12 protein-coding genes are annotated in these 15,954 nt (G+C 34.5%); 8 read left to right on the top strand and 4 right to left on the bottom strand.

The window, feature by feature from the left end:
* Window positions 1-24: 24 nt before the first annotated feature.
* Complete coding sequence (locus tag Q5N69_RS06780; protein ID WP_304368104.1) at window positions 25-1,629, bottom strand: diguanylate cyclase; 1,605 nt, start codon at window positions 1,627-1,629, stop codon at window positions 25-27.
* Window positions 1,630-1,863: 234 nt separating this feature from the next.
* Window positions 1,864-2,712 carry an NADPH-dependent 7-cyano-7-deazaguanine reductase QueF gene (gene queF, locus Q5N69_RS06775; RefSeq protein ID WP_304368103.1) on the bottom strand — a complete coding sequence of 283 codons (849 nt, stop codon included), beginning with the start codon at window positions 2,710-2,712 and terminating at the stop codon, window positions 1,864-1,866.
* A gap of 79 nt (window positions 2,713-2,791) precedes the next feature.
* Here queF and syd point away from each other — a divergent pair, with 79 nt between their 5' ends.
* Complete coding sequence (gene syd / locus Q5N69_RS06770; RefSeq protein WP_304368102.1) at window positions 2,792-3,370, top strand: SecY-interacting protein; 579 nt, start codon at window positions 2,792-2,794, stop codon at window positions 3,368-3,370.
* Window positions 3,371-3,410: 40 nt separating this feature from the next.
* On the opposite strand, the gene Q5N69_RS06765 is transcribed toward syd, so the two are convergent.
* Window positions 3,411-3,758 carry a hypothetical protein gene (locus Q5N69_RS06765; protein WP_304368101.1) on the bottom strand — a complete coding sequence of 116 codons (348 nt, stop codon included), beginning with the start codon at window positions 3,756-3,758 and terminating at the stop codon, window positions 3,411-3,413.
* 228 nt (window positions 3,759-3,986) lie between these two features.
* On the opposite strand from Q5N69_RS06765, the gene Q5N69_RS06760 reads away from it, so the two are divergent.
* The 7 genes from Q5N69_RS06760 (at window position 3,987) to Q5N69_RS06730 (ending at window position 14,666) form a co-directional block, all read left to right on the top strand.
* Window positions 3,987-4,367, top strand: a complete 381-nt coding sequence (locus tag Q5N69_RS06760) for a DUF3192 domain-containing protein (protein ID WP_304368100.1) — start codon at window positions 3,987-3,989, stop codon at window positions 4,365-4,367.
* Between the two features lie 155 nt (window positions 4,368-4,522).
* A complete protein-coding gene (locus Q5N69_RS06755; RefSeq protein WP_304368099.1) occupies window positions 4,523-5,158 on the top strand; it encodes a GNAT family N-acetyltransferase in 636 nt (211 codons plus the stop codon).
* Between the two features lie 455 nt (window positions 5,159-5,613).
* Window positions 5,614-7,197 (top strand): FMN-binding glutamate synthase family protein, encoded by a 1,584-nt coding sequence (locus tag Q5N69_RS06750; RefSeq protein ID WP_304368098.1) that lies wholly within the window; start codon window positions 5,614-5,616, stop codon window positions 7,195-7,197.
* A gap of 250 nt (window positions 7,198-7,447) precedes the next feature.
* The gene (locus Q5N69_RS06745; RefSeq protein ID WP_304368097.1) at window positions 7,448-8,275 is read left to right on the top strand and encodes a YeeE/YedE thiosulfate transporter family protein; all 828 of its coding nucleotides are present in this window, start codon (window positions 7,448-7,450) and stop codon (window positions 8,273-8,275) included.
* Window positions 8,276-8,500: 225 nt separating this feature from the next.
* Window positions 8,501-9,823 carry an exonuclease subunit SbcD gene (gene sbcD, locus Q5N69_RS06740; protein WP_304368096.1) on the top strand — a complete coding sequence of 441 codons (1,323 nt, stop codon included), beginning with the start codon at window positions 8,501-8,503 and terminating at the stop codon, window positions 9,821-9,823.
* A complete protein-coding gene (locus Q5N69_RS06735; RefSeq protein WP_304368095.1) occupies window positions 9,820-13,563 on the top strand; it encodes an AAA family ATPase in 3,744 nt (1,247 codons plus the stop codon). The genes sbcD and Q5N69_RS06735 overlap by 4 nt, the downstream gene beginning before the upstream one ends.
* Before the next feature lie 365 nt (window positions 13,564-13,928).
* On the top strand, window positions 13,929-14,666 hold the full coding sequence (locus tag Q5N69_RS06730; protein ID WP_304368094.1) for a hypothetical protein: 738 nt from the start codon (window positions 13,929-13,931) through the stop codon (window positions 14,664-14,666).
* A gap of 26 nt (window positions 14,667-14,692) precedes the next feature.
* On the opposite strand, the gene Q5N69_RS06725 is transcribed toward Q5N69_RS06730, so the two are convergent.
* Window positions 14,693-15,649, bottom strand: coding sequence for an IS110 family transposase (locus tag Q5N69_RS06725; protein WP_304368093.1), 957 nt, complete (start codon window positions 15,647-15,649; stop codon window positions 14,693-14,695).
* Window positions 15,650-15,954 lie beyond the last annotated feature (305 nt).

Raw genomic sequence — 15,954 nt, 5'->3', positions numbered from 1 at the left:
ATGAAGTTATCTTGTGAAGAAAAACTATACATAAATGACTTGGTTTTTGCCTTCAGCTTTAGCCTTATACAAAGCTTCATCTGCTCGCTCGAATGCCGTATGAGTATTATCTTTAGGGGTGACGTGAGTTGCACCTATCGAAATGGTAATACTTACTTTATCGTTTTTAAATTTAAAAGGTAATCGAGTGATCTGTTTTCTTATAGCATCTAAACGTTGCTTAACATCTGCTTCGTTTACATGAGACATAATCAATACAAACTCTTCACCACCGTAGCGCGCTACAAAGGCATTTTCGCCTATATTCTTTTGTAATGTATTCGCTATGACTTGTAAGGTTTTATCTCCAGCAGTATGACCATAAGTGTCGTTTATACGTTTAAAGTCGTCTAAGTCGAGAACCACTATGACTAATTCAAAATTTTTGCTGTGATATTTCATTAATGATTTTGCATAGTAATCATCAAAGCAGGCTCTATTGGCTAACTTAGTTAACGCATCTTGCATACTGCGAGCTTGTTGCTCTTGAATACGCTTTTCAAAGGTTCTGCTTTCTTCTTGAAGCGCTTCAACTTTAGATGCCATATCTTTCATTTGAGATTGTAATAAACTATTTTGTTCAACTTCAAATTCAGACTTTTTCTGTAATGTGCTAGCAATGCGTTTTAATTTTTCATTAATGTCATTCTTTATGCTTGATAGGGAAGTAGCGTTGCTAATTTCTGTCGCCATTTCACCCACTTGCTTTTGTAGAATAATATTGAGTTTTTCGTGTTTTGAGCCTGATTCTGCACTAACAGCTAATGTGGTTTTAACTGCAGATTGAACTGTAGATAAGGTCTCACTTAGCGTTGATAAAAATACTTTTGCTGTGTTTCGTTCATTTTTTAAATCTTCAACAATCACATCAAACACTTCAAAGAAGCGGTCTAATAAATTGTCGTTAGACATATCAGGTTTTATCTTAGCTTTTACGGTCGATAGCTGTTTCGTATTAATATCTGATAAGGCTAATTCATTCAATATAATTGAAAATTTATCGATAAAGGCTTTATTTACAGGCTGTATCGTTGAAGTTTCGGCAGTGGAAATTGGTAACTCTTGAGTAGATTTATTCGTGCTTTTATCGGTGTTTTCACTAACTTTACTGGCTAGCGCCATGGTATAAAAAGCAATTAATTTATTTAAAATAGGGACGTATTGAACAACGGCATCTTTTTCATCTTCAGCGCTTTCTATTAACGCACGTAAATCTCGTCTTAAGTCCCCAGGTAAACCATTAATTTTTTGTAATGACTTTCCTGCTGATAAAAAATCTGTATGTAGAGATTTTATATTGGCAGCATTAGTGCTTGAATGTTTTTGAAGCAGTTGTGAAACAAGGGCTATTTCTTTTTCTATATCGGCTAAGGCTGCAGATTTTTTTAGTAAAGAGCGTAAATTAGCAAGTTTGTTATCAAGTGTTTTATCTTGTCCTTTACAGGTTTGAGTTAACTTTGCAATAAATTCGATTAGCATCGAAGATTGTGCTTTTAAATCATTTTCTAATAATGCACGAGAAGCAATAGCTGCTTCTAATTTACGTTTTAATTGAATAATTTGTGCATCAGGTGATGATTTATCGCTCATAAAAATAATTATTTCCTGCAAATATAATAATTACTACTTTATTTCTATTCTTAAAAATAAAGTAAATAAATTTTCAGATTGAGATGAATGTTTTTAACTTATATTAATTTGAGTATATATTAAAGTTAAACATATCACCGAATATTTCAAGCTAACTATAAAAGGTAAGTTGTTAGTTAATATTAATTTTTCATTAAACTTACCTTTTGTTTACAACATACTTTTTAATCCTAATTACTGGCGCAATGTACGAAGTGCTGGAGCAACGCTTGTTTCAGTAGAGCGGTAAGGGTTTATATCTAAACCACCTCTACGAGTATAACGAGCAAAAACACTCAGTTTATCTGGCTTACAAGTTGCCATAATATCGGTGAATATTCTTTCCACACATTGTTCGTGAAATTCGTTATGTTGTCTAAATGATATCAAGTAGCGTAATAATGCAGCTTCATCGATTTCAGATCCTGAATAAGTAATATATACACTTGCCCAGTCAGGCTGATTAGTGATCAAACAATTAGATTTTAACAAATGGCTGATTAATTTTTTATTTTCAACTTGTTGATTTGTATTTGAAAGGGCTAATAAGCTTGAATCAATCTCGTATGTTTCAATCGATACATCTAATTCATCAATACAGCTTGCTGAAATTGGCGCAATAGCTAAAGCCTCACATTCATCAACTTTAAATAAACTTACTTTTGCTTGTGTACCCGATGTTTGAGAAAGATCGTGCGTTAAGTGTTGTTCTACTTCATCCCAATTTGAGAATTTACTTTGATTAAAGCTATTTAAATATAGCTTAAAAGATTTAGATTCAACAATATTAGGGCTTGTACAATCAAACCTAAACTCTGCAACCGCTACAATAGGTTTGCCTTTGCTGTTAAGCCATGAAAGTTCATAACCGTACCAAACATCTTCACCTTTAAATTTAAGGTCATTCGCTTTTATTCCTAGACCATCACGGTTTAAAGAGCGAGGCACAGCTTGTAATAAAGATGGATTGTATTCACTACAATATTCGGTTGGTTTACCTAGAGATAAACCATTTAGTTCGATAGAATTTTTGTATAAAGTCATAAAGGGCTTGTTATCAAGTTTATGTTAACGTAATTTGCACGCTGAATATTTTAGCCATTTTAAAGGATCTTTCTCTGATATGACATTACCAAATACTCCTGTAAAGAATACTCTGCTTGCTTTTACTTCATCATACATTGAAAACTATCAGTTAACTCATCAACATTTACCTAGTGTTGAAGCCGATACCGACTGGATTTCGCCTTGTGAGAAAGGACAAGTTAATGATCATGAAATTTATTGGCAACCTGTGGTAATTGAAGATGAGTTAAATTTTGATAATGTAGGCAAAGCCCTAGGCCTTACTATTCATCAAGATATACAAGACTATTTCACTTGTATTTACAGCGAATCTCTTGATGCTGAATCCAAAGACGGTAATTTGTCGTTGTTATTACCTTGGAATAAAGATGATTTTGAAAGGTTACAACAAAACTTAATTGGTCACATCATGATGAAACAGAAGCTTAAACAAAATGTTACTCTGTTTTTTGCGGTTACTGATGAAGACGATATGATTATTTCATTAGATAATGAGTCTGGTGAGGTTTGGGTAGAGCAGGTGGGTTGTGTGCCTCATAAGAAACTAGCTAATAACCTTGTTGAGTTTTTAGAGAGTTTAACGCCTATTGCAAACTCTCTAAATGAAGATGTTTAACTAATCCTTTAAATACTTATATAAGTTCTTACGTATTTTGTTAGCTATTCGCCTGTTTTAATTGCTGTAGTTGTTTTTTTACTTCAGCCAATTCTTCTTTTACAGGCGATAATGCCGAATTTATTAAAGCATTAACTTGTTCTAGAGTTAATGTGTTGTCTTCGCTTTTTATTTTTTCTTCAACTTTACTTTCACCTGAACTTTCAATGGTTTTAACTTCAGGAAATACACAATTTTCGGGCTCATGATGCCAGCTTTTTAATGCGCCTATAATTTGTGGAAGTGGCACAGGATTAGGTAATTTTGCTTTAATTAACGCTATTGTTGGTTTTTTTCCTGCATTTGCTAGTTGATTAGCAATAATTGTAATTCTTTCAAAGTTAGTCATTTATATAAACCCAATAATTTATTCACTAAATTTTAGTGCATTTTACTAATTAAAAATATGTTTTTCTATTCATTTAAATATTAACTAAACAAAATCAATTAGTTAGTTTTCTGGTTTGATATTTGCTGTCTTAATAACGATGTTATAGCAAGTTGATCAATTAATTATTCAGCTTGGTACTAAATATCTTTTCATCAAAAATACATTTATAACTCTTTAAGGATAATTATGAAAAAATCATTACTCGCATTATTTATTGTCGCTCCAATCACATTTGGATTAACAGGTTGTGTTATAGCTATTGATGGAGATAAGGATGAGCATAGCTTTCAAAAGAAACATAGCAATGAGTTTGAAAATCGCAAAAATATTGAGAGTTTAGCTTTAAATAGTGAATACAGTCAGGCATCTACTTTATTAGGTGTTGCAGACTTTACTGAGTCTTATCAAGTAAAAGGTAAAGAGGTGAAAGTCATATATTATCGAACTCAACGCTTACATAAAGATGGCGTTACTAGTAAAGATGAATGTACATACTTACAGTTTGAGAACAATATTCTCACTGAAATAGGTTCTGGTGGAAGTTATCAACGTATAGAAGCGATTTAAAGAAAAATACACCTCATGCTCAATATTTGCTCACTATAAAATATGTTGATATTGTATATAGTCTATAGTTATCTAAAAACAAATAAGCGTTAATTTTAGTTATTTTAAAAATTAAACCTATAATAAAATATACAAGTTAAACTGAGGAAATTTGGATGAATGATACAATATCTGCAAAAACTGATTTAGAAGTACGGGCTGAGTATTTAGCGCCTGAAGATTTAAAACTTGCTGCTTCTTTATTGTATCAAGCCTACCACGATGACCCTGTTTTTTTAGACATTTTTAATGGTGATAAACCTGATTACGAGCAGAGATTAAGAACATCAATTCGTGAAGAACTTAATGCTTTCTGGAAAGCTCAACAACCTATGGTTGGGCTTTACTTAGGTGAAAGTATTGTTGGCGTTGCTTGCCTAAATAAACCAGATGTTGGCATGGGATCTGAAAGATTCTGGCATTGGCGTTTAAAAATGTTATTAGGTGCTGGTTATTACAGCACTAAGCAATTAATTGAAAAAGAAGAAAAAATACTTGCCGCAGTACCATTGAAAAAGTTTCATATGTTGTCATTCATTGCGATACATCCACTTCACCAACATCATGGTTTTGGTCATTATTTAGTTGCCGCAATTAATACTATTTTAGAAGAAGATGCTGAAAGTGAAGGTGTTGTGGTTTATGTAACGACTAAGAAATATCAAGACTTCTTCAACGATGTTGACTATCAAACATTTTCCGAAATTAGTGTTGGCAATGTTTCAGGTACATTAATGGTACATCGTCGCTAACAGCTACTTTATTTGTTTCAAAGCCTGTTGATGTTTAGTGGTTATTTTATTAAAAAATCTTTAAATATTTTAACGATTAAACTTCAATCAGCCTTAGAAACTTTAAATCACTATATGAGAATCTCTCATAAAAAAGTCTAATTTAAAATCCTCCCATGCTTATTGGTTTAAGTATCATTCGTCTAAAACATATCTAAATCTCGCTTCTAACAAATTAATTTATATTATTTTCTAATCGCCTATGATCAAAATTGATAGAGAAACTCCGCCTAGGTTAAACAAAATATATAGTATTGATTATTAAACTTAATCATTAAAAATCTTAGTTCTTGCCCTTAGATTTTCCTTTAGAAATATTCAGTAACATCATCTCTATTGAAATTTAAATAGCGAAGATACTGTCTTATAAAAAACTAAAGCAACTCAAAAAAAATAAAAATAAAGGAAAATCCTGTATGACTATGCGTCAAATCTTTATCACATTCATGTTCACATCTATCATTTTAATTATTGGACTATCAGCTATATCACCTACTTGGTTATGGGCTTTTGCTATTGTCGGTCCGGTAATTTTGATGGGGTTGTACGACATATTACAAATTAAACATTCTATCCGTCGTTTATATCCTATATTCGGGCGATTTCGTTATGTGTTAGAAGCTGTTAGACCTGAAATTCAACAATATTTTGTTGAATCTGATACCAGTGGAACTCCAATTTCTAGAGAATTTAGATCATTAGTTTATCAACGTGCTAAAGGTGATAGAGATACTCGTCCTTTCGGTACCATTTTTGATGTAAATCGTGCAGGATATGAATGGGTGAACCATTCAATGCAGCCTAAACATCTTACTGACTTTGATCCGCGTGTTAAGTTTGGTGGTCCTGACTGTACTAAACCTTATATGTCTTCTGTACTTAATATCTCTGCTATGAGTTATGGTGCATTAAGTAAAAATGCCATTATGTCACTTAATCGTGGCGCTAAAATTGGTGGTTTTTCACATAATACCGGTGAGGGCAGTATGAGTCCTTATCATTTAGAGCACGGTGGAGACATTGTATGGCAAATTGGAACGGGATATTTTGGTTGTCGTGATGACCAAGGTAACTTTAATCCTGAAACCTTCAAAACTAATGCAACAAAAGATGTTGTGAAAATGATAGAGATTAAGTTGTCTCAAGGTGCTAAACCAGGGCATGGAGGCATACTACCTGCCGCCAAATTAACTGAAGAAATAGCCGCTATTCGTCATGTTCCTATGGGAGCTGATGTGGTTTCACCACCTGCACATAGTGCTTTTTCAAATCCAACAGAATTATTGTTTTTTGTTAAACAGTTAAGAGAATTGTCAGGAGGCAAACCTATAGGTTTTAAGTTTTGTGTAGGTCGTCGTGACGAGTTTTTAGGTATTTGTAAAGGCATGATCGCAACAGGGATTACTCCTGACTTTATTACCGTTGATGGTGGTGAAGGCGGAACCGGTGCTGCACCTACTGAAATGACCAACTCTGTAGGAACACCTATAAAAGACGCTTTAATTTTTGTGAATAATGCTTTAATCGGTTTTGGCCTTAGAGACAAAATGCGCATTATTGCCTCAGGAAAAATGTTTTCAGCATTTCATATTTTAAGAGCCATGGCGTTAGGTGCAGACACGGTTAACTCGGCTCGTGGAATGATGCTTTCATTAGGCTGTATTCAAGCACGTACTTGTAATACCGATCACTGTCCTACAGGTATAGCGACGCAAAACCCTTCTCGTAATAAAGCGATTATTGTTACTGATAAATCACAACGTGTTGCTAACTTTCAACGTGAAACTGTTAAAAACTTAGTTGAGCTAATTGGAGCTGCTGGTTTAAATGGTGTTGAAGACCTTGAACCTAAACATCTGAATCGTAGGGTAGAAGGCATAAACATTAAAACCTACGAGCAACTTTACCCTACTATTAATGCAAATGTTTTGTTGGATGAAGTTGTAATACCAGAAGATTGGCGCTACGACATGGCTCAAGCCAATGCTACATCTTGGTAGTTTTGATCAGCAAGTCTGAGTGATAATAGCTATTTTAAAAGAGGCTAAATGTCTCTTTTTAATATAATTAACCTCAGAAATTTATGTATATTAATGAGTTTTCTTACACTCATTTTTAAACGTTTCATAAACATTGAATGTTATTCAGCATGGCGATACAGGACAATTTATGTTGTTTGTTAGCGTTTTTATATGTGTTTGCTTGCTAGGGTATTTAGCTCAAACAACTGGCCTATGTATGGTAAGAGGCGTGAATGAGTGGAAAGCAGGTAATAAAGAGTTCTTATTAGCGATTCTTTTGAGTGGTGTACTTGCTTGGGTGGCCGCATATTTTGCTTACCTTAGCGATATAAAATTTAATTTTTGGACGCATGCTTTAAGTGTTTGGTTTATTTTAGGTGGCTTTATTTTTGGCTTAGGTGCAGCACTGAACAAAAGTTGTGGAGTCTCTACATTAAGCCGGTTAGCGCGTGGTGATGCTAGAATGTTCGCGACTATATTAGGTTGGTTAGTGGGATGGGTGATCCTTGCTTGTTGGCCTCCTAAAATTGAAGTGGTAAGAAGTTCTTTACCTGGAGAGATCAGTTATGTACCACTTATTATAGTCACTGTCGCTATTAGTGTTTGGGCATTATTAGGAGATAAAAAAAGAATAAAACTTTGGTTTGGTATGATGGGTATAGGGTTTCTGTCTGGTTTTATTTATATTTATCAACCTCGCTGGCCGCCTAGCGCCTTATTACATCAAATAAGCCTTTCCTTAATTGACGGTAAACAAAATGCTTGGCCATCATCAGAACAATATCTATTTTTTATTGCACTACTTTTAGGAATGTTTTTGGCAGCATGGCGTACAAAAAGATTTATCTTTATTCCTGCTAGTTTTAAATATTTATCTGAGCATCTATTAGCTGGAACTTTAATGGGAGTGGGAGCATCGATAGCGATGGGCGGTAATAGTGTTCAACTACTATTAGCATTACCAACTCTTTCACCTTCAGGCTTTGGTGCTGTTGCAGGCATGTTACTCGGCATATGGGGTGGGCATTATATTATTAGATGCTTCAAGTGGGATTAATAAAAAATTACTTTTCATATGTGAATACCGGTTAACTTTTTAGCTTAAAAACTCATCTCTTTTATTCATTCTCGAACGATTTATTAATACATCGTTCGAGAAAACATATCATTACTCATTATTCGTATTACTTTTCATTAGAATATATGTAAAACCTACATTATTTTTCAATGAAATCGGGTAGAATCCAAACCTAGTTCACCTTAATAACTTGTTATAATTTCTATGAAAATACTGCACACCTCCGATTGGCATTTAGGGCAACACTTTTATGGTAAAAGTCGTGCTAAAGAACATCAACATTTCCTTAATTGGTTACTTACTCAAGTTAAAGATAATGATATAGATGCTGTGATTGTTGCTGGCGATATTTTTGATACAGGCACTCCACCAAGTTATGCGCGTGAAATGTATTTCGACTTTATTAGTCAAATGCATATCCTAAAGTGTCAGCTTGTTATTTTAGCGGGTAATCACGATTCAGTGGCCATGCTAGGTGAATCTAAAACTTTACTTAAAAGTTTATCAACCACTGTTATTCCAGCGGTCAGCGATAACATTGAAGAACAAGTATTTACCTTAAATAATAAGCAAGGCGAACCACAAGCAGTTATTTGCGCTATCCCTTTTATTCGTCCGCGTGATGTTATTAAAAGTAGTGCAGGGCAATCAGCTTCTGAAAAACAACAATCGTTACAACAAGCGATTAGCGGTCATTACCAAACTTTATTCGATCAAGCTCAAAACTTATCACAAGGTAAGTATCCAATTATAGCGACAGGGCATTTAACGACGGTTGGTGTAACTACGTCAGAATCTGTTCGTGATATTTATATTGGTACACTAGAAGCTTTTCCAGCAAATGCTTTTCCTGATGCGGATTATATTGCTTTAGGTCATATTCATCGAGCGCAAAAAGTCGCTAAAACTGAGCATATTCGTTACTGTGGATCTCCTATTCCGTTAAGTTTTGATGAAACCAGTCAAACCAAATGCATAATCATGGTTGAATTCTCGGCTTCTGAAAAAAGTGATAACTTTGAACGCGTTATTACTGAAATTGAAATACCGTGTTTTCAGCCTTTAGTGACCTTAAAAACAAATTTAGAATCATTGAACAAAGATATCGCTCCGTATTTATCTCTCGCTGAAGAACAAAAGCCAACTGACGATACTCAAGAGCTAATTCCAGAATCAAATAAAGAACCTATGAAAATTTGGTTAGATATTGAAGTAAACAGTGCAGAATATTTACAAGACTTATCGGCGCGTATTGAAACCCTTATTGAAGATTTTCCAGTAGAAGTACTTTTGATCAGACGTAGTAAAAAATCACGTGAATCAATGCCAAGTCATCAAAAGAAAATCACCTTAAATGAACTCTCGTTAGATGAAGTATTTGAAAGTCGTTTAGCGAATGAAAATTGGGAAACTGAAGAACAAAAAGAACGTAAAACCCGTATCACCCATTTATTTCAGCACGCTGTTGAATTAGCAAAAGAAGAACTTGATAGCAAAATAGTGAAAAATACGGAGAAAGCGCAATGAGAATTTTAAGTTTACGCTTTCAAAATATTAATTCATTAAAAGGTGAGTGGAAAATTGATTTCACCCAAAGCCCTTTTAAAGACAACGCCTTATTTGCTATTACAGGTCAAACGGGAGCCGGTAAAACTACAATTTTAGATGCAATATGTTTAGCTCTTTATCACCGAACTCCTCGATTAACCGTATCAGATAATCAAAATCAATTAATGACACGCCATACAGCAACGTGTTTAGCTGAAGTTGAGTTTGAAGTAAAAGGCAAAGGTTATCGTGCATTTTGGAGTCAGCGTAAAGCCAAAGGTAAAGTCGACGGTAACTTACAAGCAGCGAAAGCCGAATTAGCAACACTAGACGGCGAAATATTAGCTGAAAAACTACAAACTGTTCGAACCGAAATTGCCAAGGTAACAGGTTTAGATTTTCCTCGTTTTACAAAATCTATGATGTTATCGCAAGGTGACTTTGCTGCATTTTTAAATGCTCCAGCAAAAGATCGAGCTGAGTTATTAGAAGAGCTTACTGGCACAGAAATTTACGGTATTGTGTCGCAAAAAGTGTTTGAACAACACAAAGCGGAAAACGATGCCTTAAAGCTATTACAAGCAGAAAGTAAAGGCGTTACTTTGTTGTCAGACGATGAAATATCAGCGATTGAAAAAGACATTCAAGAAAGTAATAACAAAGAGTTTGTGCTTCAACAAAAATTCACTTTGTCTCAACAAGCTAAAACGTGGGCAACTAGCTTTAACGAAACCACTTTAAAATTAACAAAAGCTACAGAACTCTTTACTGAAAGTGAGGAAAAAGAAAAAAATTCACAAAATGAATTAGAACAATTAAAAGCCTCAGAGCCTGCAGAACGTTTAAGAACTGATTACGAGTTAAAAGAGCGTACAACTAAAAAAATTATTGCACAGAAAGCAGCTAAAGAAAAATTAAAACACCAACTCGCTTTTGCACAAAAAGATGCTAAATATACTGAAAGCCAACTTGAAGAATTAAAAATACTGCAACAAAAGTCAGAAGCTGAACGAGTAGCAACTGAAAGCTTAATTGTTGAAAAAATAATTCCTCTTGATAGCGAAATAGCACAAATCACTAAACAACGTGAAAACCTGAGTAAAAACCTTGAAGAGTCTAGTGTTAATCTCAGTAAGCAAAACAGCGAACGTCAAACACACGAGACTCAAGTCGCCGCTTTTAAAGAAAGCATTAGCGCATCAACACAGTTTATTGAAGAAAATTCATCATTAAGCACTTTGCCTGAAAAGCTTCCGTTATGGAAAAATCAATTTCAGCATATTAATGGTTTAAACCAAACTATTGCAGACTTGACTCAACAACAGAAAAAACAAGCTGAACAAGCACAACAACTTTTAATACAAAAAGACAATCAAGTACAAACTAACCAGCAAGCAACTAATCAATATAACGAGGTTAGAAGTAAGCTTGAACACGTTATACAAAATAAGTTTGAACTGTTACAGCAAAATTCAAGCACACAAGAAGCGGTAACCAACAGCGATAATCCGATTGAAGAGGGCGAACGCCTTTTAAATGAAAGGTTAGTTTTTTTACAGAATAATCAAAATGTTCAAGCGCAAATTATGCAATGTGCGCAGCGATATTCTGTATTGCAACAAGGTATTGAACAAGCACTTCAAACAACACAAAACTTTAAGCAATCTATTGTAAATTTTGATGCTCAGCTAGCTCAGTTAAGAATTGAATATAAAACCATAAACCAACAGTTTAAAGATGTTGAAACGATATTAAATCAACATAAAAAAATTGTTGAATTAACAGAACATCGAAATAACCTACAGGCGGGTGAAGCTTGTCCTTTGTGTGGTTCATTTGATCACCCTGCGATAGATCAATATAAAAGTATTGAGCAGAACGAAACACAAGAACGCTTTAATCAATTAAAACAGGCTTTAGAAAAAGTAAAAGATAAAGGTACACAACTTAATTTAGAGAAAGCGAAAGTTGAAACTAACTTAGCATCATCTGAAAAAGATATTACCGATAAAGTCACAGAGCAAAATACCTTAATTGATCAATGGTCTAAACAACGTATGGCTATTGGTTTGATGTGTGAGTTAAAAGAGTATCAAGTGATTGAGCAAACTCTTAATAATAATGATGCTGAATTACACCACATCAATCAGTTAGTTAATCAGCTTAGTGGGCTTACGCAATCCTTTAACTTAATTCAGAACGAATTACATACGTTAGAGAAACAACAGCTTGAAGGTTCTAGCGCTTTAACGGCTTTAGAAAAGCAAATAGTTGATAACAATGAAAATCAAACAAGTATTAACCAACAAATATCTCAACAAAACGACAAGATAAATCAAAGCTTACAAGCTTTAAGTGTCGACTTTAATTCAGTTGGTTTAACATTACCACCAATTGAACAAGTAGAAGCTTGGTTAATTGCACAATCAGAACAAATTACTGTTTATCAACAACATGTGCTGCAAATCAATCAAACAAAAGAACAATTGAGTGAATGTGAAAAACAAATCGCTATTGTGAATAGTCAGCAGCAACAAACAGAACAAGAGCTTGCTCAATTAACCGCTCAAAAAGCAGCTCTTGAAGAAGAGTTTACAAAAACAACAACAGAAAGATCCGCCTTATTCGCAGATAAGTTAGTTAGCCAAGTTAGAGATGAAATAGCAGAACAACGTAAGCTTGAACAAGCTGCTTTAACCGAACTGCAAACTAAATATAACGACTTCGTTAAAAAGTTTCAGAGTATTGAGGGCGAATATAAAGCCAGCAATGATCAATATTCGTTATTAGACATGGAGCAAAAAACAGCGATAGAAACCTTCGAATTAGCCCTTGAAAAAAGTATGTTTGATGATGAAACTGCTTTTAAAAATGCGTTAATGACAGAAGAACAACGTAAATCCTTAGTTGAACTTAAAGAAACATTACAACGAAATAAGCAACAGTCGCAAATCTTAATGAGTCAACATAACGAAACGCTAGAAGAGTTGAATAAGCAAAAAGCACAATTGTTAGAAAAGGGCATTGAAGACTTTGATAACGAAAAGCTAGAGCAAGAGCTTGTTTTGTTATCAGAGCAGTTAAAGCAAACGCAGCTTTTATTAGGTCAAAAAACTGAGCATTTGGCACAAGATAAAAAACTTAAAATTAAACAACAAGCTTTACTTGATAGCATTGTAGAAAAACAAAAAACGGTTGACGATTTAGCTCATTTGAACGGTTTAATTGGCTCAAGAGATGGCGGTAAGTTCAGAAGCTTCGCTCAAGGTTTAACATTGGCTCACTTGGTTTATTTAGCTAATCAACAACTTGTTAAACTTCACGGACGTTACCAGTTACAACGACAAGAGCAAGATACCTTAGCCCTCGAAGTAATTGATACATGGCAAGCAGATACCGTGCGCGATACAAAAACTTTATCAGGCGGCGAAAGCTTTTTAGTGAGTTTAGCTTTAGCTTTGGCTTTATCTGACTTAGTTAGCGCAAAAACCAGTATTGATTCACTATTTTTAGATGAAGGCTTTGGTACTTTAGATAATGACACCTTAGAAATGGCACTAGATGCTTTAGATAACTTAAATGCCAGTGGTAAAACCATAGGTGTGATCAGCCATATTGAAACATTAAAGCAACGTATCGCCGTGCAAATTGAAGTGAAAAAGGTTAGTGGTTTAGGTATTAGTGAGTTAGATGCTAAGTTTAAGTTTACGGCAAGTTAGGTCTTGTTAACTTTTAAGCTAAATGATCAACAATAAGATACATCTAAATTCTTCTCTTGGTAGCCAACTAATCACAAGTGTTGAAATGAAGTATGACGATGTATTAAATATTTAAATAAATTCATAATTACACTGTTTTTATATACAGCTTGCAATTAATCCTCTTTTCTACAAGAAAGGAGGATGCAATCCTCCTTTCACACATCAACCAGTTAATGTATTATTTTTAACTAATTGATCTATAATTAACAATCGCGTAATGTTGATGTTAATTATTAATTAAAGGGGATTAATAGTCTTTGTAGAAAGGCGGATTGTATCCTCATAATAAACTGTTATGCAACTAGGGATGATTCGCAGTAAATATGAATAATATACAAGATGTAATTAAACAACACGAAGATAATATCGCGAAAGAAGAGCGTTACTTACAAGGTCGTTATAGCGCTACTTATTTACCAGTATGGTTTTTGGTGCCTGTCGCGTTGCTATTTTTAATATCGTGGCTGTCCCCTCAAATAGAATTTAATTTTATCTACAATACTCTAAATATCACTTTTGGTTCTTTGTTCGGTTTGTTTTGTTGGTGGGTTTGGAGAAGTTCAAGCAAATCAAGTATTCAGTATAATAAGCGCCAACTTTTGGTAATAGGCTCAAATAAAATAACTGAAAATTTAAAAGATGATTTCTTCACCAAGCTAGTAGAAATTAATTTTAAATACATAGATCGCTACTATGATAGGACCGAAAGTCAGGCTAAAAGTGCTTTTTCTATTACTGTTTTTGTAGCTGTAGTATCATTTTTATTCATTTTGGCTGGCGTAGTCATGTCATTTTTAGATAAGCAATCGACAGCAAATTTAGCAACAATTAGTGGGATTTTAGGGGAGTTTATAGCTGGTGTTTTTTTCTATTTATATAATAGTACAGTTAAAAAGATGAGTGAATATCACTCTAAACTCGTTTTAACTCAAAATATAGGTATTGCGCTCAAAGTAAGTGAGACATTGCCTGAAGCCGAACGTTCGAAAGTTCAAACAAATCTTGTTGAGACATTAACTGATAAAATAAATAACCATTTGACGAATGTAAAAGTTGCATAACAAGTGACTATGGTGTCAAATCTTAATTATTGATTCATTTTTGGATCCCAATATACACCATCTCTGACCATCGAATTTAAGATCACAATCATCTTTCTTACACAGGCAATAATCGCGATTTTCTTTGGTTTTCCGGCGGCAACAAGCCGCTGGTATGTTGCCTTAAAAACGGGATTACATTGCATCGCTGACATCATGGACATAAACATCGCAGTCCGTATTTGATGACGTCCGCCACGTATCATTCGTTTCCCTTTATATATGCCACTTTCTCGGTTAATTGGCGCTACTCCAACGAGGGCCGCGGCTTCTTTATTGGTGATATAGCCAAGCTCAGGCATGTTACTTAGCAGGCTAAATGCAACGACATTTCCTACGCCAGGAACACTCTGAATAATGTCATTTTTTATTTGATATTCCTCACATTGCTCAATGAGTTTAACCATTTTATTGTCTATTTTTGTGAGTTGATTATTAATAACGGTGAGCATGGGATTTATCGTACTTTCTAGTGATTTTGTTAATATTTGAAGACGATTTTTCTCCATTGTGCGTATTTCCATTAACTGGCAACGTCTGGATAATAAGTCACTCATCTTTCTTAAAGTTTCTGGCTTAAGCGTAGATAGCTTGGGCTTTATCGCTTCGCTATAATAGGCAATCAACTTAGCATCAAGCTTGTCTGTTTTCGCTAATTGCCCTACAGAGCCTGCAAATTTTTTAATGCGGACAGGGTTGGCAACAACAAACGGTAATTTTTCGTTTGCACAAGCGATAATAAAGGCTTGCTCAAGTCGTCCTGTTGCTTCAATCACAATGCGTGTTGGTTTGTGTTTTTTAATTTCTTTTATGGCTTTATTGATACCTTTTTCATCGTTGGATACGGTGAAGTAAATATCTAAAGGGCGTATGTAAATGTCGAGTTGAGTTTTACCTGTATCGACCCCGACGTTAATTTCATTTTGATTATTTTTGCAATTCATAATAAGCTGACTCCGCCTTGCTAATTCGGGCTCGAGGCCCCGTTGACTATTCGAGTTTAGTGCTTGGAGTTTTATACGACGTTCTTACTTGTTATCGGTCTCTCAACAGAGGAGCCATCATTCAATCGAACTATCGTATAAAAAGGCTTTGGTTGCAGCCAAAGCTTGGGCCTCACTTTACCTAAACTGGTTTGGAAAAAGAACATGGATGTGGGTGTTATTATCCATAATCGGGTAGCCGGAGGTATCTAACCTCCAGCCCCCACACCACCCTGCATGCGGCTCCGCACAGGGCGGTTCATTAA

The sequence above is a fragment of the Pseudocolwellia sp. AS88 genome (genome assembly GCF_030551755.1).
In the GTDB taxonomy this organism is placed as follows: domain Bacteria; phylum Pseudomonadota; class Gammaproteobacteria; order Enterobacterales; family Alteromonadaceae; genus Pseudocolwellia.
Note: the sequence above shows the minus strand (reverse complement) of the source record. Positions and strands in the feature narration are given on the sequence as shown.

Coding starts and splice junctions, on each gene's coding strand:
- Q5N69_RS06780 (WP_304368104.1), bottom strand. CDS start 1,629: ATGAGCGATAAATCATCACCTGATGCACAAATTATTCAATTAAAACGT.
- queF (WP_304368103.1), bottom strand. CDS start 2,712: ATGACTTTATACAAAAATTCTATCGAACTAAATGGTTTATCTCTAGGT.
- syd (WP_304368102.1), top strand. CDS start 2,792: ATGACATTACCAAATACTCCTGTAAAGAATACTCTGCTTGCTTTTACT.
- Q5N69_RS06765 (WP_304368101.1), bottom strand. CDS start 3,758: ATGACTAACTTTGAAAGAATTACAATTATTGCTAATCAACTAGCAAAT.
- Q5N69_RS06760 (WP_304368100.1), top strand. CDS start 3,987: ATGAAAAAATCATTACTCGCATTATTTATTGTCGCTCCAATCACATTT.
- Q5N69_RS06755 (WP_304368099.1), top strand. CDS start 4,523: ATGAATGATACAATATCTGCAAAAACTGATTTAGAAGTACGGGCTGAG.
- Q5N69_RS06750 (WP_304368098.1), top strand. CDS start 5,614: ATGACTATGCGTCAAATCTTTATCACATTCATGTTCACATCTATCATT.
- sbcD (WP_304368096.1), top strand. CDS start 8,501: ATGAAAATACTGCACACCTCCGATTGGCATTTAGGGCAACACTTTTAT.
- Q5N69_RS06735 (WP_304368095.1), top strand. CDS start 9,820: ATGAGAATTTTAAGTTTACGCTTTCAAAATATTAATTCATTAAAAGGT.
- Q5N69_RS06730 (WP_304368094.1), top strand. CDS start 13,929: ATGAATAATATACAAGATGTAATTAAACAACACGAAGATAATATCGCG.
- Q5N69_RS06725 (WP_304368093.1), bottom strand. CDS start 15,649: ATGAATTGCAAAAATAATCAAAATGAAATTAACGTCGGGGTCGATACA.